The organism is Polyangium jinanense (assembly GCF_028435365.1).
Window position 1 is genome coordinate 83,167 of the sequence record NZ_JAGTJJ010000001.1, and the last position, 22,173, is coordinate 105,339.

The window sequence follows — 22,173 nt, forward strand, 5'->3', positions numbered from 1 at the left end:
GAGCGCCATGGCCAAGGTCCCCCTCGATCACGCGACCGTCGACGCGTGCCGCGCAGCGGCGGCCGCGATCGCCGACGACGTCCAGCGCTTCATCGACCGCCACACCACCGTGGGCCTCGAGCGCACCGTCGCGCGCGCCTACGGCGTCACGGGCGCGGATCCCGAGGGCACGCCGCTCGCGAACGCGCTCGTCGACCGCATCCACAAGGCGGGGCACACGGGCCGCGGCGTCGCCTACTTCCTCGGACGCGCGCTCGTCGAAGGCGCGAGCTCCGCGCAGGAAGCGGCCGAGCAGATCGCCTACGGCGGCGCCTCGCTCGACGTCGAGGGCGGCCCCACCACGAACGAATGCCGCGGCGCCCTGGAGCTCGAAACGCAGAAGGCGATCGCCCGCATCGACGAAGCTCGGCACGCGCGCACGCGGTTCAAGAGCCGCTTCCCCGAGCCCGAGCTCCCGCTCAAATACGTCATCGTCGCGACCGGCAACATCTACGACGACGCGGTCCAGGCCAAGGCCGCGAAGTTCGCCGGGGCGGACATCGTCGCGGTCATCCGCGCGACGGCGCAATCGCTCCTCGATTACGTGCCCGAGGGCCCGACGACCGAGGGGTATGGCGGGACGTACGCCACGCAGGAGAACTTCCGCATCATCCGCAAGGCCGCGGACGAGGCGAGCGAGGAGACCGGCAAATACCTCGCCCAGACGAACTACTCGTCGGGCCTGTGCATGAGCGAAATCGCGTGGATGGCGGCGGTCGAGCGGCTCGACATGCTCCTCAACGACGCGATGTACGGGATCCTGTTCCGCGACATCAACATGGAGCGGACGTTCGTCGATCAATACTTCTCGCGCCGGATCGTGGCGAGGAGCGGCATCGTCATCAACACGGGCGAGGACAACTACCTCACGACGGCGGACGCGGTCGAAAAAGCCCACACCGTGCTCGCCTCGCAGTTCATCAACGAGGCGTTCGCGCGGCGTGCGGGGCTCTCGGACGAGCAGATGGGCCTCGGGCACGCGTTCGAGATCGACCCTTGGCTCGAGGACAGCTTCCTCTTCGAGGTCGCGCAGGCGCAGCTCATCCGACAGATCTTCGACAAGCACCCGATCAAGTGGATGCCGCCCACGAAATTCAAGACGGGCGACGTCTTCCACAGCCACGTGCACGACGCGATGTTCAACCTCGCGGGCATCATGACGCACCAGTCGATCGAGCTGCTCGGCATGTTCAGCGAGGCGATCCACACGCCCCTGCTCATGGACCGATTCCTCGCGCTGAAGAGCGCGAAATACATCTTCGGCACGGCCAGGCACCTCGGCGACGAGATCCAGTGGAAGCCCGGCGGCATCGTGGAGCGGCGCGCGAAGGAGGTGCTGCACAACGCGCACGAGCTTCTGGCCCAGGTGAAGGGCGAAGGCATCTGGGACGCGATCGGCCGGGGTGCGTTCGGCGACGTGAAGCGCAAGCGCACGGGCGGAAAGGGGCACGCCGGCGTGGTGGCGCGTGATCCCGAGTATTTGAACCCGATCCTCGACGAGCTCGAAGGAGGCCGCTGACCATGGCGAAATGGCTACGCGCTTACGGAGACCGTGAAGGCGACGGGATGGTGCAAATGACCTTCACGCTCGCGCTCCTGCCCGGGGATCGCGCGCGGGAGGCGGCGAAGCGCTTCGCCGAGGCCCACGGCCTGAAAGACCCGCTCATCACCACGATGGAGCAATGCTCGCAGCAGCACACGTATTTCGTGGCTTACGGGCACTCCGCGCACCAGATCGACGTCGACACCATCGACGTCGCCGAGCTCGCCGCGAAGCCGCTCTCCCGCGAGCAGATCGAGGCCATGGGCAAGGAGCTCGGCCGCAAGATCGTCGTGGTCGGCGCCTGCACCGGCTCGGACGCGCATACCGTCGGGATCGACGCGATCCTCAATTACAAGGGATTCGCCGGGGAAAAGGGCCTCGAGAGCTACAAGTGCTTCGACGCGCACAACCTCGGCGCGCAGGTCGAGAACGTCGAGCTCGCCGAGCGCGCGAAGGCGCTCGGGGCCGACGCGATCCTCGTCTCGCAGGTCATCACGCAGCGCAACTGCCACAAGGAAAACGCGGCGGCGCTCATCGATCTCCTGAAGAAACAAGGCGTCCGCGACAACTTCCTGCTGCTGCTCGGCGGTCCGCGCATCGACAACAAGCTCGCGCTCGAGCTCGGCTACGAAGGCGGCTTCGGCCCCGGCACGAAGCCTTCGGATGTCGCCGCCTTCGTGGCCGAGGAGGTTTTACGTCGCGCCCGTGGGAAACAGGTCGATCCGAGGCGGTAGAGGACGACCCTGTTGCGCGGTCGTGACACTGGTACGCCGCCGTGACGCCCGCCGTCACGCGGGCGTGACAACGCTCCCCTGCCGGCGCGCGCGCGCCTCGGAAATCGGCTTCTTCGACGGGTCACGCGCTCCGGCACGCTCGTTGCGATGCACTCGGTCACACGGGCCACGATGCAATGGCCACAACCGGGAGCACGATTCCAATGAGCAAGACGACCCTCACCAAGGCCGGCAGCCTCGCATTCACCTTCCCCCTGCTTCTCGCAGCCTCCACGATGGCCTGCGTCGGCGTGGACACCTCGGAGAACGAGGCGTTCGTCCCGACGATGGCCGATACCGAGTCCGCTCGGCTCAATGGCGACGGTGATTTCTACGGGCCGTCTGCGCGCGCCCTCCCGGAGCCGGAGGCCCGCGACAACAGCGCCCCGTGTGGGGATCAGACCCTCGCCGTGGTGCATGCCCGCTCCGGCGCCACGTACGTGTTCTGCGCCATGGGCAATGGGAAAACGGGCGTCCTGGAAGAGCTCCCCGCCGATGGGAGCGCGGTGAGCGTGCTCGATACGTACACGACGCCCACCGAGGTCCTGCGCGCCGTGGCACCCGAGAACATGGCGTTGCCCGACGACCTCGTCGCAGCCGTCGATCGGGGCGCCCGCACGATGGAGGAGTACCGGCCGCTGAAGCCGTTCACGCTCGGCGTCCCGAAGACGCCGTCGCCCATGACGATGGTGGGGAGCTACTACTGCGACAACCCGACCGAGTGGTCCTATACGTACGGCTGGAACAACTCCTTCGTCCCGTTCATCGAGGAGTACGTCGAGGACTATGCCGATTGCTCGCTTCACCTCTGGACGAGCTCCGACACCGTGACGGCGCACCAGCACACGGCGAGCACCAACCCGGTCGCGGACGACTACGGTCCGCCGTACGCCACCGCGTGCGCGGCCAAGGAGCACGTCCTCTCGTGTAATGGCCAAACGCTGTTCGAGGCGTTCCAGAAGGAGACGCCGTCGGATCCCTGGGAGACCAAGCTCACCTACTGGGTCTCGGACGGGGGCGTCGCGACGTGGAAGCTGTTCGCGTCCGACTGCCAGGCGAGCCACGACCGCGACGATATGCGTTACAAGGGGACCAGCGAGCCGGGCGCCTACCACAAATACTCGAACATCTTCATCAAGTGGCTCGGGGGCACTTCCTGCGTCTTCAAGTGAGCCGCCTGGTAGGCGGGATCGGACTCATCGCAACGCCGCCGCGTGGTGCTCCACGTGGTCGCGCATGAACGTCGCGATGAAGTAATAGCTGTGGTCATACCCCGGCTGCATCCGCAGCGTCAGCGGATGCCCCGCGGCCTCGCACGCCTCCCGGAACAGCTCCGGCTGCAATTCCCGCGCGAGGAATTGATCCGCGTCCCCCTGATCGATCAGGATCGAAAGCCGCTCCTTCGCCTCGCGCACGAGCGCTGTCGCGTCCCACGCCTTCCACACCTCCCGGTCCGCGCCGAGATACGCGGAGAGCGCTTTTTCGCCCCAGGGCACCCGGCTCGGCGCCACGATCGGCGAAAATGCCGACACCGATCGATACCGGCCCGGATGCTTCAGCGCGAGCACGAGCGCGCCGTGCCCGCCCATCGAATGCCCGAAGATCCCCCGACGGTCCGGGAGCGCCGGCAGGTGCGCCTCCACGAGCGCCGGCAGCTCCTCGGCCACGTATTGGTGCATCCGATAATGCCGCACCCACGGCTCTTCGGTCGCGTCCACGTAAAACCCGGCCCCTTGCCCGAGGTCGTAGGCCGGATCGTCCGCCACGCCCTCGCCGCGCGGGCTCGTGTCCGGCGCGACCACGATGATCCCGTGCCGCGCCGCGTGCTCCTGCACGCCTGCCTTCGTCACGAAGTTCTGCTCCGTGCACGTGAGCCCGGAGAGCCAGTAGAGCACCGGGCAACGCCCGGACTCGACCTGCGGGGGCAGGTAGACGCCCACGTTCATGCTACAGCCGAGCGCGCGTGATTCGTGCCGCAGCACCTTCTGGTGGCCGCCGAAAGAGCGATTCGTCGAGACCTGGGTGAAGGGGTTCATCATGGCGGCTGCGAGACTACCCGAACAAGCCCCTGCCGCGCAATTCAGAGCTCCGCGGTCGTCAGCCACTTCGGGTTCTTCTCGGTCCCGTCGAAGCGCTCGGTATTCTTGAACGGCTCGTACTGCCCGCTCCGGCCCGCCGGCGCCGTCCGCGCGAGCAGCGTCTCCTTCTCCTCCTTGCGCAACGGCTCGAACGTATAGGCCGTATGCAGCGCCTGCTCCAGCACGCCCGCCGTGTCACAGCCCGTGATCACCACTGACGTCGGCAAGGACATCGCATACCGCAGGCATTCCGGCGCGCTCACCAGGCCGCTCTCGAGCAGGATCCCCGACGCCAGCGGCTTCATTCCGAGCACGCCGATGTCGTGCTCCACGAGAACCGGCAAGACATCCTTCTCGAAGCTCTTGTAATGCGCATCCATCGGGTTCAGCGGCATCTGCACCGTGTCGAACGTGAACCCGTGCTCGAACCCCGCCTTCAGCATGGCCACCATGTACGCCGGATCCTTGTGCCCGGTAAAACCGATGTACCGCAGCTTTCCGGCCTGCTTCGCCGCGAAGAGCGCCTCCATCATCCCGTCCGGCCCGAAGACCCGCGCCGGATCGCTTCCGCGGATCACCTCGTGGATCTGCACGAGATCGATCACGTCCGTGCGCAGCCGCTTCAGCGATTGATCGAGCTGCTCGGCCGCCGATTGCCGCGTGCGGCCGTCGAGCTTCGTCATCAGGAACGCCTTCTGCCGGTATCCATCCTGGAGTGCCACACCCATGCGGCGCTCGCTCTCGCCGTCGTTGTAATCCCAGCAGTTGTCCAGGAAATTGACCCCGTGATCCAGCGCCATCCGGATGATGCGGATGCTCTCCTGGGGGTCTTTTTGCATCCCGACGTGGAACCCCCCGAGCCCCACCACGCTCACGCGCTCGCCCGTCCGGCCGAGCACACGCGTCGGCATCGTCGCGCCGGCCGGGAGCGGGATGTCCCCTTCTCGCGGCGCGCCGGGACGCGGCCCGCGCGGCGGCGCATCCGATGAACCCGACCCGCCGCCATTGTCTCGCGTGGATGCACATGCGGTGAGCGCGAGGCCCACGCCGACCGAACCGATGAACGTGCGCCGCGTAAATCGTGCCACCATGCGAGCCCCCGACGAGGCCGGCATTGCAGGGGACGTGCCGCGGCGCGGTCGGGCGAGCCCGGGCCGCGGGCGGAATCGATTACTCCGTCCGCTCGATCGACACGAGCCACGCCTCCGCGTATCCCTTGCCGCCGAGCATGTGCTCGAACCGCGCCGGCCGGATCTGCCGCACCTTCCAGCCGGACGCGAATGCCGCGCGAAGATCCGCCTCCGAGAGCCGCCGCGGCCCCTCCGTGCCCGGCTCCTTGTCGCTCCAAACGAGCGCGTGATACATGCCGCCCGGACGAACCACGTGCGAAAGGCTCTCCACGTATCGCGGACGCATCTCGCTGCCGAACACGTGGAGCAGCCCCGAATCCAGCACCGTATCGAACGTCCGCCCGAGCATCTCGAGCTCCAGCGCATTGCCGCGCACGAATTGCACGGGCACGGAGCTCCGCTCTGCGCGCGTCCGGGCCTTCGAAAGCGCGTTCTCCACCATGTCGAGCCCCGTCACCGCGTGCCCCCGCGCCGCGAGGAAAATCGCGTTGTCGCCCGGCCCGCAGCCCACGTCGAGCACGTCGCCGTGGAAGGCCCCCGCCTCCGCCAGCGCCACGATGTCCGCTTGCGGCCGGCCGATGTCCCAGGGCGCGTGCACGCCCTCCTCGTAGGCATGGTGGAACGCCGAGGGCTCCGGTGGAGCCGTCACGTCCCTCGTTCCTTCGCCTTCGCCTTCGCTTGCCATCACACCTCTCCTCGGTGTTTCCGGTTGGTCCCTCTCCATGCGGCGGCGCCTCCTCGGCGGCAAGGTTTTGCGCGCGCGCTTTCGTGCGCGGCTTCTTCGCGGCCTGCCGCGGGGCGCTTCGACCGGAAGGCTCGACGCCGGCGGACACGAGCGGTAGGAAAGAAGGATCCGCCGTCGTCGACCTCGCGCCATGCGTCCCTCCCAAGCGCCCCTTTGCCTCCTTCCCTTTGCCCTCGCGGGCCTCGTCGGGGCCTGCCCGCGCGCCGCGGCGGCCGCGCCTCCGGGGCCCTCCGACGAGCAAAAACAGGCCTGCGCCGACGCCTCCGAGCAAGGCCAGGAGCTGCGCGACCAGGGCAAGCTCCTCGCCGCGCGCGAGCGCTTCCTCGCTTGCGCCGCGGAAGCCTGTCCGCCCATCATCCGCAAGGACTGCGCCGACTGGCTCGCCGACCTCGACGAGCGCACCCCCTCCATCGTCCTCGAGGCCCGCGGCCCCGAAGGCCAGGACCTCACCAACGTCCGCGTCCTCGAAGGTGAACGCGAGCTCGCCGCGTCCCTCGACGGCAAAGCGATCCCCCTCGATCCCGGCGAACACCGCCTCCGTTACGAGTGGCCGGGCGCCCCTTTCGTCGAGGAGCGAATCGTCCTCCGCGAAGGCGAACACCGCCGTCGCCTCTCCGTTCGATTCACGCCCCCCGCGCCTCCTCCGCCCAAAACCCCTGCGCCCGCCGCGCCTCCGCCGCGCCCCCTTCCCCTCGCGCCCCTCGTCCTCGGCGGCGTGGCCCTCGCGGGCGCCGCGGCATTCACCGGCCTCGCCGTGAGCGCGAAGAGCGATTACGATCACCTCGACAGGACCTGTGCGCCGCGCTGTACGGACGACCTCGTCGATCCCGTACGTACCAAGCTCATTCTCGCCAACGTCTCCCTCGGCGTGTCCGTCGTCTCCCTGGGCGTCGCCACGGTCCTCTGGTTCACCCGCCCCCAGAATTCGCCCGGAAAAACCCCCACGACCGCCTTTGCCATCACGCCCCTGCCCGGCGGCGCCGCGGCCTTCTTCGGCGGCCCCCTCCCGTTCGACGGATCGTCCCGCGCCAGGGTGATGGCCCCGATCACCCCCCCATGAACGAGCGGATCACCCCTCTCCCCCGGGCGCTTCGTTTCCGGCCGATTTCCTGATCCTCTCGCCCCGGCATGCCCGTTGCGATGGGGCCGGGGCATGAAGCACTGGAACCGTCGACGCTTCCTCTCGGGCATGGGCGCGGCCCTCGTCGCCGCCCCCGTCCTCGGCCTCCTCGAGCGTGATATTCGCGCCGAAAACGCGACGCCGGCCCGTCGCCTCGTCGTGTTCTTCTCGCCAAACGGCACCATTCACAAGCACTGGCGCCCGAGCGGCAGCGGGTCGAACTTCTCGTTCCCCGCGGGCAGCATCCTCGAGCCGCTCGCCGCGCACAAGAGCCGCCTCATCGTGTGCGACGGCATCGATTTCCACGGCGTCGACAACCACGAAGCCGGCATGGGCGCCATGCTCACCGGCGGAGGCACCGTCGGCACGGAGACCGCGGGCAAGAGCCTCGATCAATACGTCGCCTCCCGCATCGGCCAGAACGATCGATTCTCCTCCCTCGAGCTCGGCGTGCAGACGAGCGCCTGGGGCGGCGGCATCCAGACCCGCATCTCCTACGCGGGCCCCGGCCAGTTCGTCCCGCCCGACGACAGCCCGAAGAGCGTTTATACCCGCATGTTCGGCGACGCCGTCGGCGGTCCGGGGGAGCTCGACGCGGCCCTCGCCCGCAAAAAGAGCATCCTCGACCTGCTCCGCGGCGAGCTCGGCACCTTGCGCGGCCGCGTCGGCTCGCAGGAGCGCGAGAAACTCGACGAGCACCTCGAATCCCTGAAGAAACTCGAATCCGGCCTCGAAGGCCCGCTCTGCGCCCCGCCCGCGGCCCCGCCCTCGGTCGGCACCTACGATAACGACGCGTTCCCCACGATCGGCAAATCCCAGATGGATCTGCTCGTCCTCGCGCTCGCCTGCGACATGACGCGCGTCGCGTCCGTGCAATGGAACCACACCGTCGGGCCCGTCGTCATGAGCTGGCTCGGCGTCGCCGAGGGCCACCACGGCCTCTCCCACAGCGACGACAGTAACTCCAAGGGCGTCGCCGAGTTCATCGCCACCGAGCGCTGGTATGCCGAGCAGTTCGCCTACCTCCTCGAGCGCCTCGCCACCACGCCCGATCCGCAGGGCGGCATGCTCCTCGATTCCACCGTCGTCCTTTGGTGCAAGGAGCTCGGCGACAGCCGCCTCCACGATTGCAAGTCCGTGCCGTTCGTCCTCGCGGGCGGCGGCGGCCTCTCCACGGGCCGGTATCTGAGCTTCGGCGGCGCGCCGCACAACCGCCTCCTCGTCTCCGTCTGCCACGCCCTCGGCCTCGACAACAAGACCTTCGGCGATCCGGCAAAAGGCTCGGGTCCCCTGCCGGAGCTCTTCGCGTGAAACCCTTTTTTAGAAACGTGGGAGCCATGGCCATGCTGCGCACTTTCCTTCGCTCGAATTCGATCCGGATCACGGGCGCCCTCGCCCTCACGGCCGCCTTCGCCGGCTGCCTCGGCGGGGAAGACGAAAAAGAGGGGGCGCCCGGCGTAGTCGGTTGTCCGGACGACCTCGCGTTCTTCGAGAACAACATCTACGAGCCCCTGCTCGAAAAGAAATGCTTCGTCTGCCACAGCGCGACGGGCATGGCCGGCAAGAGCCGCCTCGTCCTCACGCCGCGGAGCGAGCCCGACGCCCTCGAAAAGAATCTCGAAGTGGCTCGCGCGCTCGCCGTCGACCAGCCCGCTGGCGTCTCGGTCCTCCTCTCGCGCCCCTCGGGCCAGCACCCGAATGGCCACCCCGGCGGCACCATCGTCGAGCCGGGCAGCCCTGATTACGCGACGCTCTCGCTCTTCATCACGCGCACAACCCGCGGCGAAGGCTGCGCCGCGCCGTCCGCCGCTTGCACCACCGTGCAGCCAGGACCGCGTGTCCTCCGGCGCCTCACCCGCGGCGAATACGACGCCACGATCGCGGAGCTCTTCGGCATCGAGTCGCAATGGGGCGCCTCCTTCGTCCCCGACATCGTCATCGGCGGCTTCGACAACAACGAAGACGCGCTCCGCGTGAGCCCGCTCTTCGCCGACCAGGTCCGCCGCGCCGCCGAGGAGATCGCAACGCTTGCCCTGACGAACCCTTCGAGCATCCTGCCGTGCGACCCCGTCGCCGCCGGCCCCGAGGCCTGCGCGAAGACGTTCGTCGAGACGTTCGGCAAGCGCGCCTTCCGCCGCCCGCTCAGCGAAGACGACAGCAAGCGTTACCTCGCGCTCTACCAGACGATCGCCTCCAAGGAGGGCTTCAACGAGGGCATCGAGGCCGTGATCACGGCCATGCTCCAGTCGCCGCATTTCCTCTATCGCACCGAGCTCGGCGACGAATCCGTCACCAGCGAGGGTGGCCGCGTTCGTTTGACCCCCTACGAGATCGCCACCGAGCTCTCCTACATGCTCTGGGGCACGATGCCGGACGACGAGCTCTTCGCCGCCGCCGACGCGAATGCGCTCGGCACGCCGGAGCAGATCGAGGCCCAGGCCAAGCGCCTCCTCGAGGATCCCCGGAGCGACGAGATCCTCGAGCGGTTCGCCATTGCCTGGCTCGAGCTCGATCGGATCGAAGCCGCGCCCAAGGACTCCGCCACCTACCCCGAATGGAACGCCGAGATCCGCGCCGCCATGATCGAGGAGACGCGCATCTTCGTGCGCCACGTCATCCGCAATGGTGAAGGCACGATCGCGGAGCTGCTCGATGCCCCCTACACCTTCGTGAGCCCGAAACTCGCGGCTTATTACGGTTTGCCCGCGCCCGCGGGCGCCGGGGGCGAAAACGATTTCGGCAGGGTCGAGCTCGAAGGCTCCGGCCGCGCCGGCATCCTCTCGCACGGCAGCGTCCTCGCCACGCACGGAAAACCGGCCGGCTCCTCGCCCGTCCATCGCGGCAAGCTCGTCCGCGAACGCCTGTTTTGCCAGCCCTTGCCGCCGCCGCCGCCCGGCGTCGTCGCCGAGCCGCCGCCTGTCGATCCGACGAAGAGCACCCGCGAGCGCTACGCGGCGCACACCACCGTCGAGCTCTGCAAGAGCTGCCACGACCTCGTCGACCCCATCGGCTTCGCCTTCGAGCATTTCGATGGCATCGGCCGGTATCGCGCCGACGAGAATGGCCTGCCGATCGACGCCTCTGGCGAGATCCTCTCGGCCCCGTCCACCACGGGCTCGTTCGTGGGTGTCCCCGAGCTCGCCTCCGTCCTCGCGGGCAGCGCCGACGCGCAGGGTTGTTATGCGCGCTCGTGGCTTCGTTATGCGTACGGACAGCTCGACGAGGGCCGGCTCGCTTGCCTTTCCAGCCAGGTCGCGGACGAATTCCAGAAAGGAAACCTCCGTGTCCTCGACCTCCTCGTCGCGCTCACGCGCACCTCGCATTTCACCGAGCGCGTCGCGGATCCCCCGGAGCCCGGCGGCAATCCCACGGGCGCGGGCGGCTCCGGCGCCGGCGGCGCGGGAGGTGGCGATCCCACCGGCTCCGGCGGCGCGGGCGCGGGCGGCGGTGATCCCGGCCCCACGCTCCCGTACGTCGTGGCGACCACCGTCGACAGCGATTGGGGCAGCGGGTATCAGCTCACGGTCGAGGTCACGAACATCGGAAAAGAAAGCCTCACCTGGTCCATCCCGATGCAGGTCGACGGCACGATCGACAACATCTGGAATGCGGGCTATACGGTGACGGACGGCACGACACACTTCGTCGGCGCCGCACACAATGCCACCCTCGCGCCGGGCCAGGCCACGAGCTTCGGCTTCGTCGCGACGCGCTGAACGACGAGAAGGCCGACTTTCGATCCGGACGGGCGGGCCCTACGGTTCGCGGAGACCATGGTCCCCGCGCCGCCCGCCCTCGCCGATCCCGTCGTGGATCTCCCCACGACCTGGTACGGCCCCGCCGTCGCGCGATTCGAGGCGGCGTTCCCGGGCAATCCCTACGATCCTGAAGAAAACGACGTCCGCGTCGTCTTCATCTCTGCGAACGGCGAGCGCTTCGAGCGTATCGCGTACCCGGACGGGACCTCCGCCTACGCGGCCGTCCTCGTCGCGCCGCGGCCCGGGCCGTATCGCCCGCTCCTCTATCGCAATGGGGTCCTCCAGCCCATCGAGGCCCGGAGTGCGTACGTTCGTCTCGACGACCGCCTGCCGCGCGGCTTCCTCCGCATCGACGCGCGCAATCCAAACCGCTTCGTGTGGGACGACGGCACGCCGTATTACCCGCTCGGCTTCAATCTCGGCTGGCAGATGCCGGACATGCCGCCCATGGCCGAGCAGCTCGCGCGCATGGGCGCGGCCGGGATCCAGTGGACGCGCATCTGGGCGAGCTCCTGGGACGGGAAAAACCCGTTCTGGCCCGTGGATGATCCGGCGGCGCCGCGGGATCGTCTCTGGCCGCCGGCGCTCGCGAAATGGGATGCCCTCTTCGGGGCCTGCGAAAAGGCGGGCATCTCGATGCAAATGGTCCTCTTCAATCACGGATCCTTCAGCACCCTCGTCAACCCGAACTGGCCCGATCATCCGTGGAATGCGGCCCGCGGCGGCTTCTTGACGGACGCGGCCGACGTCTTCGCGGACGCCGAGGCGAAGCGGCGCATGAAAATGTGGCTCCGCCACGCCGTCGCCCGCTTCTCGCATTCGCCGTCCCTCTTCGCCTGGGAGCTCTGGAACGAGGTCGAGTGGACGGATGCCTCGTTCGCCGGGCGATTCTCGGACATCACGGCGTGGCACGACGAAATGGCGCACTACATCCGCGCCCTCGATCCCTACGGCCATCCGGTGACCACGAGCGCGCTGCTCGCGCCGCCGTCGACGTGGCGCGCCATGGACTTCCTCCAACCCCACCTCTACACGGACGCCGTCACGCTCTTCGCGCGCCTCGGCTGGCTCCCGACCCGCGCGCCGGCCTTTTTTGGCGAGATCGGCCCGTCGCACCCCGCGCAGGTGAACCTTCGTGCCTTCGTCCGCGACGCCATCTATGCCGGCATGCTCCGCAATCAGGCCGGCACGCCCATGTTCTGGTACTGGGATCTCGTCGAAAAGCATGATCTTTACGGCGAATTTCGGACCGCGGCGAAAGTGCTCGACAGAAGCCGCCTGGCCCTTCATCCTCGCGCCGAGAGCCGCCCCATCGTCGTCATCCCGCCCTCGCCCGCACTCGCGCTCGGGGAGCGAAATTGGCTGACGATCCGGATCACGGCCGCTTCCCCGAGGAGCATTCGTATCCTCGGCGCTCGTCTCGACGAAGGCGCCTACCATCGCACGACCATCGACCTCGAAACAGGGCAATCGTTCGAGGACGTGGTGCATGCCGGACAAACCGGAGTGGAGGTCGCTCTCCCGGGGGCCGACGTGGTCATGGTGTTCGACAAACGCGCCTCGCCGTCAACCCTTTGACCTCGTACATTCGCTCGCTACCCCGACATTCATGACAAAGCGTACAGCGCCCCCTTCGAAAAGCGCGGGCCTTTAGGAAGGACGCCCATCACCGGAGAACCTGGAGCCCCTTTGCCAAATATGGGCGTTGCCGGGCTCTTGGTATTTCCGTACCATTCTCCCATGGCTGTCCCGATGCCCAAAACGACGCTGCGCGCGGCTTCCGCTGGGGCTCCTCCGCTCGGCGAGCTGCCGTGAGGCGCGCACGTCTGCCAGTTCTATCGGGGCCAAAAGGAGCTTCTCGACACGCTGATCCCCTACTTCCAGTTCGGGCTCGCCCATGGCCAGCAGTGCCTCTGGATCGCCGCAGAGCCCCTGCGGGCGGCCGAGGCGCGCGAGGCCCTCCGCGCCGTGGTTCCCAACCTCGAAGATTACGAGCGCAAGGGCCAACTGGAGATCCTGGACCACACGGATTGGTATCTCCGCGAGGGAAACCTCTCCCAGGATGCCGTCTTGCAGCGCTGGCTCGATCGCGAAGCCGAGGCCCTTCGCCGCGGCTTCTCCGGCCTCCGCCTCACCGGAAACACGAGTTTCGTCGAGCCCAAGGACTGGGACAGTTTCGTCTCCTACGAGGCCTGCGTCCACCAGGGATTCCACGGCCGGCGGATCATCGCGGTTTGTACGTATTCGCTCAGCCGCTGCGCGCCCGACGCAATCCTCGACGTCGTCCGCAATCACGACATCGCGCTCGCCCGCCGCACTGGCTCGTGGGATTCCGTGCAGTGCGCCACGGCCGCGCTCGCACACCTCGCGGAAGGTGCAGGGGCGAGCGCGGCGGCGGAGCCGGCCTTCGAGGAGCTCACGCAAAAGGAGCACGCCGCACGGAGGATCGCCGAGCAGCTCGCGCGCCTGCAAACCATCACGGCGGCGCTCTCCGAAGCGGGCGATCCTGCGGCCATTGCGCAGGTGATGGACCGCGACATCCGGGCCAGCGTCGGCGCCGATTTCTGCGCCCTCGCGCTCATCGACGCGGAGATGGCCGAGCTTCGCTTTCTCGGGGATCGCATCGAGGACACGGAGCCACTCGTCGCGACATTCCAGGCTGGGACCGCCTCGTTTCTTTCGACGCCCCATGCCATCGCCGAGCGATTCCCTCCGGCGGTCGCCTCGACGCCTCGGGCCCTTGCCGTCCTCCCGATCAGTGCCGGCGGCCGCAGGCTCGGCGCGGTCGCTTTTGGTTACCACGACGAGCGGACCTTCGCTTCGCACGAGCGCGCCCTCTTCGACGACGTCACGCGTCAGCTCGGCATCGCCCTCGATCGGGCGCGCCTCTATGAAGAGGCGAACCAGGCGCGCCGGCGGGCCGAGCAATCCGACCGCGCCAAGGACGAATTTCTGGCCATGCTCGGCCATGAATTGCGCAACCCCTTGTCGCCGATCGTGACCGCGCTCGAGCTCTTGCAAATGCGGGGCGCCTCCGGCGCCGAAAAAGAAGTCACGGTCATCAAGCGGCAGGTCCGGCACCTCGTGAGCCTCGTCGACGACCTGCTCGACGTCTCGCGCATCACGCGCGGCATGGTGGAGCTCTCCCGCGAGCCTATCGAGCTCAGCGAGGTCGTGGGGCGGGCCGTCGAAATGGTGAGCCCGCTCCTCGAGCAACGAGCGCACCGCCTGACGCTCACGGTCCCGCGCGAGGGGCTCGCCGTGCATGGGGATCCCCGGCGGCTCGCGCAGGTCGTCTCGAACCTCCTCACGAATGCGGCGAAATACACCGAGCCCGGCGGGCGGATCGTGGTGACGGCCTCGCGCGAGGACGCGGACGTCGTTTTGCGTGTGAAGGACAGCGGCATCGGGATCGCGAAGGAGATGCTCGCGCAGGTCTTCGACCTCTTCACCCAGGAAAAACAAGCGCTCGACCGCTCGCAAGGCGGGCTCGGGCTCGGGCTCGGGCTCGCGATCGTGCGCAGCATGGTCACGCTCCACGGCGGGAGCGTCACGGCCCATAGCGACGGCAAGGACAAGGGCAGCGAATTCGTCGTACGTTTGCCGGTGCACGGGGCGCATGTGCCCGAGGCGCTCGCCCTCCGCGCGAATGCGGCCGGTGTCTGCTCCGACGTATCATGGTAAACGTCTTTTCGGAGGAGACCCGTGACCGAGATCCCGCTCTACCAGATCGACGCCTTCACGCTCCGCCCCTTCGCCGGCAACCCCGCGGCCGTGTGTCCCCTGCCCGCGTGGCTCCCCGACGAGACGCTCCAGGCGATCGCCGCGGAGAACAACCTCTCGGAAACCGCATTCATCGTGCGGAAGGACGAGCGCCACGAGCTGCGCTGGTTCACGCCCTCGGTCGAGGTCGACCTCTGCGGACACGCCACGCTCGCCGCGGGATACGTGGTCCTCGAGCTCCTCTCGCCGGACCTCCCTTTCGTCTCGTTCCACACGCGGAGCGGCCAGCTCGTCGTGCGACGCGCCGAGGGCCTGCTCTCGATCGACCTGCCCGCGCGCCCGCCCGCGCCCACGCACGTGACGGACGCGCTCGCCGAGGCGCTTGGCAAGCGGCCGATCGCGGCCCATGCCGCGCGTGACATCGTGGCCGTCTACGAGAGCGCCGAGGACGTGCGCGCGCTCCGGCCCGACATGGCGAAGATCGCGGCGCTCGAGACGTTCGCGGTGGGCGTCACTGCAAAAGGCACGGGAATCGACGCGGACGTCGATTTCGTGTCGCGCTTCTTCGCGCCGGCGAAGGGCGTCCCCGAGGATCCCGTGACGGGATCGCTGCATTGCACGCTCGTGCCCCTCTGGGCCTCCACGCTCGGCCGCGCGCGGCTCCGGGCGCGGCAGGTGAGCGCGCGTGGGGGCGAGCTCGACTGTACGCTCGCCGGCGATCGCGTCCTGCTCGCGGGGGGCGCGGTGCTCGTGATCGAAGGCCGGATGCGCTTCTGAACCGGCTTCCCTGACGCCGCGCGGCAAGGTATCGTGCGGGCGGCTCATGATTCCCGTTCTGCGGTGCACCGACCTCGAGCTCACCGATCTCGCCGACGACAAACCTGCGCTCGTCGACCCCGAGACCGGCGAGCCCTCGGGCCTCTCCCTCGTGCAGTGGCTCGGCTCCGGCGGAATGTCCGCCGTATTCCTCGCCGAGCGTGACGCGGATTTTGCGGCGCCCGGGCTCTCGGAGCTCGCGCCCTCGCGGGTCGCGGTGAAGCTCGTCAAGCCGGGGACCGAGCAGGGCCTCTCGCAGATGGGCATGACGAGCCGGGATCTCGCCCAGCGCGAGATCGAGGCGCTCGATCGGGTGAAGAACCTCGTCCCGCCCAGCGAATTCGTGATCGGTTATTACGGGCACGGCAGCGCCCTCGTCGCACTGGAAGGGGAATCGCCCCTCGTGCTCCCCTGGATCGCGCTCGAATACGTGGAAGCGTCGAGCGAGGGCGCGACGCTCACCGACCGCGTGTACAAGGCCCGCGAGACGGGTGTGGATCCAGTGCGCGCGTTTCGCCTCGCGCGTGGCATGCTCGAAGGCGTCCGCGTCCTCCACGGCCTCGGCATCCTCCACCGGGACCTCAAGCCCGACAACGTATTCGTCGCGGGCCCGCTCGACGACGAGACGCCGAAGATCGCCGATTGCGGCATCGCGCGTGTCGACGGCCTCACGCTCGCCACGGTGCAGGGGATCACGCTCGGGTATGGCGGCCCCGAGCAGGCGCTCTCGTCGGTTGCCCCCGCGCGGCGCAATCCGCTCGTCGGCCCGTGGACCGACGTGCACGCGCTCGCCTCCACGATCTGGTTCATGCTCACGGGCGAGGAGTGGTGCCGCTCGATGCCTTCGTGGTACGTGGGCGAGCGTCGCAGCCTGCGCACGGCGAAGAAGCTCCACCGCGGCTTTCTGGCGGCGGAGGAGCTCCTCGGCGCGATCGATCTCGCGCTCCGGCAGGGCGCCTCGCCGGTATTGCCCGAGGGGACGTGGGGACTCGACGGCGCCACGTTTTACGAGCCACACGCCCGCAAATTGCTCGGCGCATCCATGTTCGAGGGCTCGCCGCCGCGATTCCCCTCGATCGACGCCTTCGCCGAGGCGCTGCTCCCGCCCCTCGAAGCGGCCGCGGCGCGGTGGATCGAAATCGCGGCGCGCGAGCACCAGCCGATGACCTCGTTCCGCAAGACGCGTATTCTGCCGTCCGAGGAGGAGGTGTTCGCGGCGATGGACGCGCTCGCGCCGCCGCGGACCACGAGCGAAAAGCCGCTCCTCCTTTCGCCAGACGGCGTCGTCTTCCTCCCGGGCCCCTGGGGATTCGCGCGCTCGGGCAGCGAGCTGCATGGTTTGTCCAAAAAGGAACCGCGCACCTTCTCCGTCGACGTCCCCCGGCCTTATCGAGCGCAGATCGCCGCGTCGCGTTGGCTCGTGCGTGGCCCGGGCGGCGGCATTGCGCTCGTGGGCCCGGCCCACGTCCTTCTGCAGCGCGGCGAATCGTTCGTGCAGGGCACGTTGCCCCGGCGCGCGGACGAGGGGCCCGTCGGTCCGATCGTAGCGGCGCTCGGCGACGGCCGCGCCTTCGGGGTCGTGACGGCCGACGCGGGCGAGGGCGGGCCGGAGCTCTGGCTCTCGAATGACGGCGTGCGCTGGGCCGAACCGCTGCTCTTGCCGCTCGGCGGCGAGGTCTCCGCGATTGCCTCGGGCCCGCTCGGCTTCTTCGTCGCGGGCAGCTTGCGCGGCAAGAAGGCGCGCGCCTTGTGGATTGGATACGATCAGGAGGTCCGCTCCTCCGCGGCGAGCTTGAACGACAAACCCGCCTTGCTCCTTTGCGTGGCGGGCGCCGAGGGCGAGGCGTGGGCCGCGGGCGTGGGCATCGTGATGCGCTTCGATCGTGCCGGCTCCGCGGTCGAGGCCTCCGAGGCGGAGGGCATTCCCGTGGCGATGGGCCTCGACGACGAGGGCGTCCCTTGGCTCGTCACCGAGCGGGAGGTCTTCCGACGGCACGGCGGCGGTGTCTCGCCCGTGTGGAAGCGTTATCATACGCAACCCAAGGGCGCGCCGCGGCTCGTGGCGATCGGCTTTCCCCCGGGCGGGGTGCGCGTCGTGGACGCGGTCGGAGGCGGGGCGATTTTGCGGACATAGGAATTCCAGTCCTTCTGCAATCGCCATCGCCGTCAATGGTTTGGCAGAAAGTAACACCACACGGCTTCTGCAACCGCAGATCATGTCGTATTAAACATTACAAATTCAGACAGTTCCTGAGGCGCGCAAGGGGGTGTATCCTGGGCTGACATTCCTCGCCGCACCGGGACCATGAGCACCAACATCCTCAGCCACAGTGCGCCCAGTTACGCCGATTTGGAGCGCCGCAATACCGAGCTGCTCGCCGAGAACCAGGCGCTCCGCGCCCAGGTCGAGGAGGCGCGCCTGCTCATCGAGGAACACGCGCTCGCCGACCGGGAGCGGTACCTCAACGCGGAGCGATTCCAGCAGATCTTCGACTGCGCGCCCATCGGGCTGACCACCGTCAGCCTCGAAGGGCGGTTCATCAGCGTCAATCGCGCGCTCGCCGAGATGCTCGGATACACGCCCGAGGAGCTCCTCGCGCTCCGCTTCCAGGACATCACGCACGCCGATGACCTGGAGACCGACATCGAGCTCGTCGGCAAGACCATCCGCGGCGAGATCCCGCGTTACAAGCTCAAGAAGCGGTACATCCACCGGGACGGCTCGATCATCCACGTCCTGCTCCACGTCGCCCTCGTGCGCGACGAGGACGGCGCGCCGGTCCATTTCATCTCGCAGATCCTCGACATGACCGAGCAGAAGCGGGCCTTCGAGGCGCTGCAGACCAGCGAGGAGCGCCTGCGCCAGCTCTCCACGCCCCTGGTCCCGATCCGCGACGATGTCGTGGCCATGCCGCTCATCGGCGCGATCGACGCGAACCGCGCCGACCGGGTGCTCGAGGTGCTCCTCACGGGCATCAGCGGCGGGCGCGTGCGCGTGGCCATCCTCGACGTCACCGGCGTGGTCGACCTCGACGAACAGGTGGCGGCCGCGCTCGTCCGGACCGCGCACGCCGTGCGCCTGCTCGGCGCGCAGATGATCTTGAGCGGCATTCGCTCCGAGGTGGCGCGCACCCTCGTGGACATCGGCGCCGACTTCTCGGGCTTCGTCACCTGCGCGAATTTGCAGGCGGCGATCACGCATGCATTCCGGCTCTCGCGCGGCCGCGCAGCCTGAGGCGAGAGCGCGGGAGGCCGACCTCGCGCCGGCGCTGGCGTGCTTGTTGCTCATCCACGACCACGCATGATGCGCGCCTGTACACATGAGGGATCCGCCTCGTGAGCCCGAAAGTGCCCGGCGAATCGACGCTGAGGGCCATGGGCCGGGCGCTTCTGCACCGCAATTATCGGCTTTTTTTCTTCGGGCAGGGTATCTCGCTCATCGGCACGTGGCTCACCCGCGTCGCCACGAGCTGGCTCGTGTATCGGCTGACGGACTCCGCGCTGATGCTCGGGCTCGTCGGCTTCGTGGGCCAGATCCCGACGTTCCTCCTCGCCCCGTTCGGAGGCGTGCTCGTCGACCGCTCGAGCCGCCACCGCATGCTCGTCGTCACGCAAGTGCTCGCGATGGTGCAATCGGCCCTGCTCGCGTTCTTCTCGCTCACCCACACGATCACGGTCGCGCACGTGCTCGTGCTCTCGGCGTTCCAGGGGATCATCAACGCCTTCGATACACCAGCCAGGCAGGCGTTCGTCGTCGAAATGGTGGAGGATCGAGCGGATCTCGCGAATGCGATCGCCCTCAACTCCTCCATGGTCAATGCCGCTCGCCTGCTCGGCCCTTCCGTCGCCGGCGTGCTCATCGCGGCCGTCGGCGAGGGAACTTGTTTTTTGATCGACGCCATCAGCTATCTCGCCGTCCTCGCGTCGCTCCTCATGATGCGCTTGCGGCCCGCGGCGCCGGCGGCCGCGCGGAGCCGCATCCTCGCGGATCTCGGCGAAGGCCTCCGCTACGTGGCCTCGTTCGCGCCCGTTCGAGCCATTCTGCTCCTGCTCGCGCTCGTGAGCCTCGCGGGCGTGCCGTACACCGTGCTCATGCCCATCTTCGCCGCGCGCGTCCTCGGCGGCGGCCCCCATTCCCTCGGGCTCCTCATGGGCGCCTCGGGCATCGGCGCTGTCGCGGGCGCGCTTCTCCTCGCGTCGCGACGCAGCGTGCTCGGCCTCGGGCGCATGCTGGTCATCGCGGGCGCGCTCTTCGGCGCGGGGCTCGTCGCATTCTCGTTCTCGAAATGGCTGCCCGTCTCCATCGTGCTCATGGTCGTGGTCGGCGGCGGCATGATGGTGCAGATGGCGGCGAGCAATACGCTGCTACAAACGCTCGTCGACGAGGACAAACGTGGCCGCGTGATGAGCTTTTACACGATGGCGTTCTTCGGCATGGCCCCCTTCGGGAGCCTTTCGGCGGGCTGGCTCGGCGCGCGTGTCGGCGCGCCGATGACGGTGCGGCTCGGCGGCTTCGTGACGCTCGTCGGCGTGGCGATCTTTTTACGGAAATTGCCCGCGCTGCGCCGCGCGGCGCGGCCGATCTACGTCAGGCTCGGGATCCTGCCCGAGATCGCCTCGGGCCTCGGCCAGACGACGAACAAGCAATGACGGGACGGCGACGTCAGTTCCCGACGGGCAGGAGGAGCAGCACGCCGTCGTCGTTCCCGGGGCCCATGCCCACGGATTTCGTCCCGACGATTGCCGCGTGCTTCTGGTCGGGCGACAGCGCCACGCCCCAGAACATATCGGCCGACCCGCCGAGATCGTATTGCTTCCAGCCGTTCGGCGCGAACGTCGTGTCGACCGCCCCGTTCTCGGTCAGCACGGAGACCATCGCGTCGACGTTGTCGGCCGCCGGCCTCCCGCCACCTACGAGCAGCGAGCGCTTGTCGCCGAGGCTGATCAGCGCGCGGCCGTTGTCGTTGTTGCCGGCCAGGTCGACGCGGACGAACCCATTCTGGCCGTACGTCGTATCGAGCTTGCCGTCGCCCGTGATGCGCAGCGACAGCCAGTCGAGGTTATCGTTACCGCCATTCGAGCCGTACCCCACGGTCACGAAGTTCGACCCTTGCGGCACCACGTCGTAGGCCTCGGCGACCGAGGCGAGCACGATCTGGTTGAACACGCCGCCCACGCCGAACGTCGTGTCGAGCTTACCGGCGCCGTCGAGCTTGTAGATCACGGGGGACACGATGTTGTCCGCGTCCCGGTTGTACCCGGCGAGAATTACGCTGCCATCAGCGAGAATGCGGCCCGACTTCGGGGTCGCGTTCTGCTGGGCGATGTCGAGCAGCGCGACGCCGTTCGTCCCGAAGCCATTGTCGATCGCCCCGTCGGCGCTCAGGCGCACCGCGGCGAAATCGGTGTCCGTGCGGCCGGGCGCCTTCTGCGCGCCGACGACGAGCAGCCGATCGTCCGAATAGACGTTGAGGCCCCACTGCGTATCCGCGACGTAGGTATTGCCCACGAGCTCGCCTTCGCTCAGATCGAGCAGCGCGACACCGTTCGTCCCGAAGCTCGTATCGAGCGTCCCGTCGGCGTTGAACCGCGTCACCGCGATATCGCGATCCCGCGCGTCCGCCGCGCCCACGTGCTCCACCGTGCCGGCGACGACGATCTTCCCCGTCGATTGTACCACGATCCCGCGCGTCACCTCGCCGTTCGTCCCGACGGCCACGTTGTGCGTCGCGATGCCCTTGTCGCCGAACGTCGTATCGACCTCCCCGCTCGGCGAGAATTTCACGACGATCGTCGAGAAATCTGCGTCCGCGGCCGTGCTCGCCGCCGTGTTGCCGGTCGCGTAGATGTTGCCCTGCGCGTCGAACGCCACGCCGTACAGCCGATCGTGCCCCATCTCCGAAATGGGCACGGTCACGGGCTTCGCCTCCTCGGAGCCGCCCCCGCCGCCCGCGCCGCCCATTCCACCGGCGCCGCCTGCGCCGCCTGCGCCGCCCGCGCCGCCTGCGCCACCGACGCCACCGACGCCGCCCGTCCCGCCGACGCCGCCCGTCCCGCCCATCCCGCCCGTTCCACCCGTCGCGCCTTGGCCTCCCGAGCCACTCGTATTGGTCGGGCCGTCGTCCCCGCAGCCGATCGCGAGCGCGCCGAGCAGCAGGCAGCCCGAGAGGGGAACGAGGTACGTGTTTCGCGCCCACGCGCGGCGGATGGCTCCCGTATTCGCGTTCATTCGACGATCCTCCTTATGTTCCTTTCGGTCGTGCCCGGCGTGGTGCCCAGCAACCTCACGCCCTGACCTGAAAAGGAAAATGAAAGACATTTTCAACAACGATAGCTGGGTAATTCACCGCCTGCAGCATGTCAACCTGAAATCGCCCCCCGATCGCCGCTCTTTCCGCCGAAAGAGAGCTGTTTCACAGATCCTTGGGGCAGCAACGAACTGGAAAGC

At 68.4% G+C, this 22,173-nt stretch carries 16 protein-coding genes and 1 pseudogene; 13 read left to right on the top strand and 4 right to left on the bottom strand.

Annotation, left to right across the window (positions count from 1 at the left end; all coding sequences use genetic code 11):
- The first annotated feature begins 7 nt into the window (after positions 1 to 7).
- The 3 genes from kamD (at position 8) to KEG57_RS00285 (ending at position 3,527) form a co-directional block, all read left to right on the top strand.
- Positions 8 to 1,558, top strand: coding sequence for a lysine 5,6-aminomutase subunit alpha (gene kamD, locus KEG57_RS00275; RefSeq protein WP_272457975.1), 1,551 nt, complete (start codon positions 8 to 10; stop codon positions 1,556 to 1,558).
- A gap of 2 nt (positions 1,559 to 1,560) precedes the next feature.
- Positions 1,561 to 2,316 (top strand): lysine 5,6-aminomutase subunit beta, encoded by a 756-nt coding sequence (kamE, locus tag KEG57_RS00280; RefSeq protein WP_272418690.1) that lies wholly within the window; start codon positions 1,561 to 1,563, stop codon positions 2,314 to 2,316.
- A gap of 203 nt (positions 2,317 to 2,519) precedes the next feature.
- Complete coding sequence (locus KEG57_RS00285) at positions 2,520 to 3,527, top strand: hypothetical protein (protein WP_272457976.1); 1,008 nt, start codon at positions 2,520 to 2,522, stop codon at positions 3,525 to 3,527.
- A gap of 24 nt (positions 3,528 to 3,551) precedes the next feature.
- Here KEG57_RS00285 and fghA read toward each other — a convergent pair whose 3' ends face one another.
- The 3 genes from fghA to KEG57_RS00300 form a co-directional block, all read right to left on the bottom strand.
- Positions 3,552 to 4,394: an S-formylglutathione hydrolase gene (gene fghA, locus KEG57_RS00290; protein ID WP_272418688.1), complete on the bottom strand. Its 843-nt coding sequence runs from the start codon at positions 4,392 to 4,394 to the stop codon at positions 3,552 to 3,554.
- 41 nt (positions 4,395 to 4,435) lie between these two features.
- Positions 4,436 to 5,524 carry an aldo/keto reductase gene (locus tag KEG57_RS00295; protein WP_272418687.1) on the bottom strand — a complete coding sequence of 363 codons (1,089 nt, stop codon included), beginning with the start codon at positions 5,522 to 5,524 and terminating at the stop codon, positions 4,436 to 4,438.
- Between the two features lie 79 nt (positions 5,525 to 5,603).
- Entirely contained in the window at positions 5,604 to 6,248 is a 645-nt protein-coding gene (locus KEG57_RS00300; RefSeq protein ID WP_272418686.1) for a class I SAM-dependent methyltransferase, read from the bottom strand.
- A 190-nt stretch (positions 6,249 to 6,438) separates the two neighbouring features.
- On the opposite strand from KEG57_RS00300, the gene KEG57_RS00305 reads away from it, so the two are divergent.
- The 10 genes and pseudogenes from KEG57_RS00305 to KEG57_RS00350 all read left to right on the top strand — a co-directional run bounded on the left by KEG57_RS00305 (position 6,439) and on the right by KEG57_RS00350 (position 20,375).
- Positions 6,439 to 7,368 (top strand): hypothetical protein, encoded by a 930-nt coding sequence (locus KEG57_RS00305; RefSeq protein WP_272418685.1) that lies wholly within the window; start codon positions 6,439 to 6,441, stop codon positions 7,366 to 7,368.
- A 93-nt stretch (positions 7,369 to 7,461) separates the two neighbouring features.
- Positions 7,462 to 8,739 (top strand): DUF1552 domain-containing protein, encoded by a 1,278-nt coding sequence (locus KEG57_RS00310; protein WP_272418684.1) that lies wholly within the window; start codon positions 7,462 to 7,464, stop codon positions 8,737 to 8,739.
- 32 nt (positions 8,740 to 8,771) lie between these two features.
- Positions 8,772 to 11,144 (top strand): DUF1592 domain-containing protein, encoded by a 2,373-nt coding sequence (locus tag KEG57_RS00315; RefSeq protein ID WP_272457978.1) that lies wholly within the window; start codon positions 8,772 to 8,774, stop codon positions 11,142 to 11,144.
- Positions 11,145 to 11,201: 57 nt separating this feature from the next.
- On the top strand, positions 11,202 to 12,764 hold the full coding sequence (locus KEG57_RS00320) for a glycoside hydrolase 5 family protein (protein WP_272418682.1): 1,563 nt from the start codon (positions 11,202 to 11,204) through the stop codon (positions 12,762 to 12,764).
- A gap of 255 nt (positions 12,765 to 13,019) precedes the next feature.
- A pseudogene (locus tag KEG57_RS00325) lies at positions 13,020 to 14,306 on the top strand (MEDS domain-containing protein); the annotation flags it as partial.
- A gap of 12 nt (positions 14,307 to 14,318) precedes the next feature.
- Positions 14,319 to 14,870, top strand: a complete 552-nt coding sequence (locus KEG57_RS00330) for a sensor histidine kinase (protein WP_372518168.1) — start codon at positions 14,319 to 14,321, stop codon at positions 14,868 to 14,870.
- Positions 14,871 to 14,891: 21 nt separating this feature from the next.
- Positions 14,892 to 15,686, top strand: a complete 795-nt coding sequence (locus tag KEG57_RS00335) for a PhzF family phenazine biosynthesis protein (RefSeq protein WP_272418681.1) — start codon at positions 14,892 to 14,894, stop codon at positions 15,684 to 15,686.
- A gap of 46 nt (positions 15,687 to 15,732) precedes the next feature.
- On the top strand, positions 15,733 to 17,859 hold the full coding sequence (locus KEG57_RS00340) for a serine/threonine-protein kinase (RefSeq protein WP_272418680.1): 2,127 nt from the start codon (positions 15,733 to 15,735) through the stop codon (positions 17,857 to 17,859).
- Positions 17,860 to 18,030: 171 nt separating this feature from the next.
- On the top strand, positions 18,031 to 18,960 hold the full coding sequence (locus KEG57_RS00345) for an STAS domain-containing protein (protein ID WP_272418679.1): 930 nt from the start codon (positions 18,031 to 18,033) through the stop codon (positions 18,958 to 18,960).
- Between the two features lie 101 nt (positions 18,961 to 19,061).
- Complete coding sequence (locus KEG57_RS00350) at positions 19,062 to 20,375, top strand: MFS transporter (RefSeq protein WP_272418678.1); 1,314 nt, start codon at positions 19,062 to 19,064, stop codon at positions 20,373 to 20,375.
- 13 nt (positions 20,376 to 20,388) lie between these two features.
- On the opposite strand, the gene KEG57_RS00355 is transcribed toward KEG57_RS00350, so the two are convergent.
- Positions 20,389 to 21,954 (bottom strand): delta-60 repeat domain-containing protein, encoded by a 1,566-nt coding sequence (locus KEG57_RS00355; RefSeq protein ID WP_272418677.1) that lies wholly within the window; start codon positions 21,952 to 21,954, stop codon positions 20,389 to 20,391.
- Between the last annotated feature and the right edge of the window lie 219 nt (positions 21,955 to 22,173).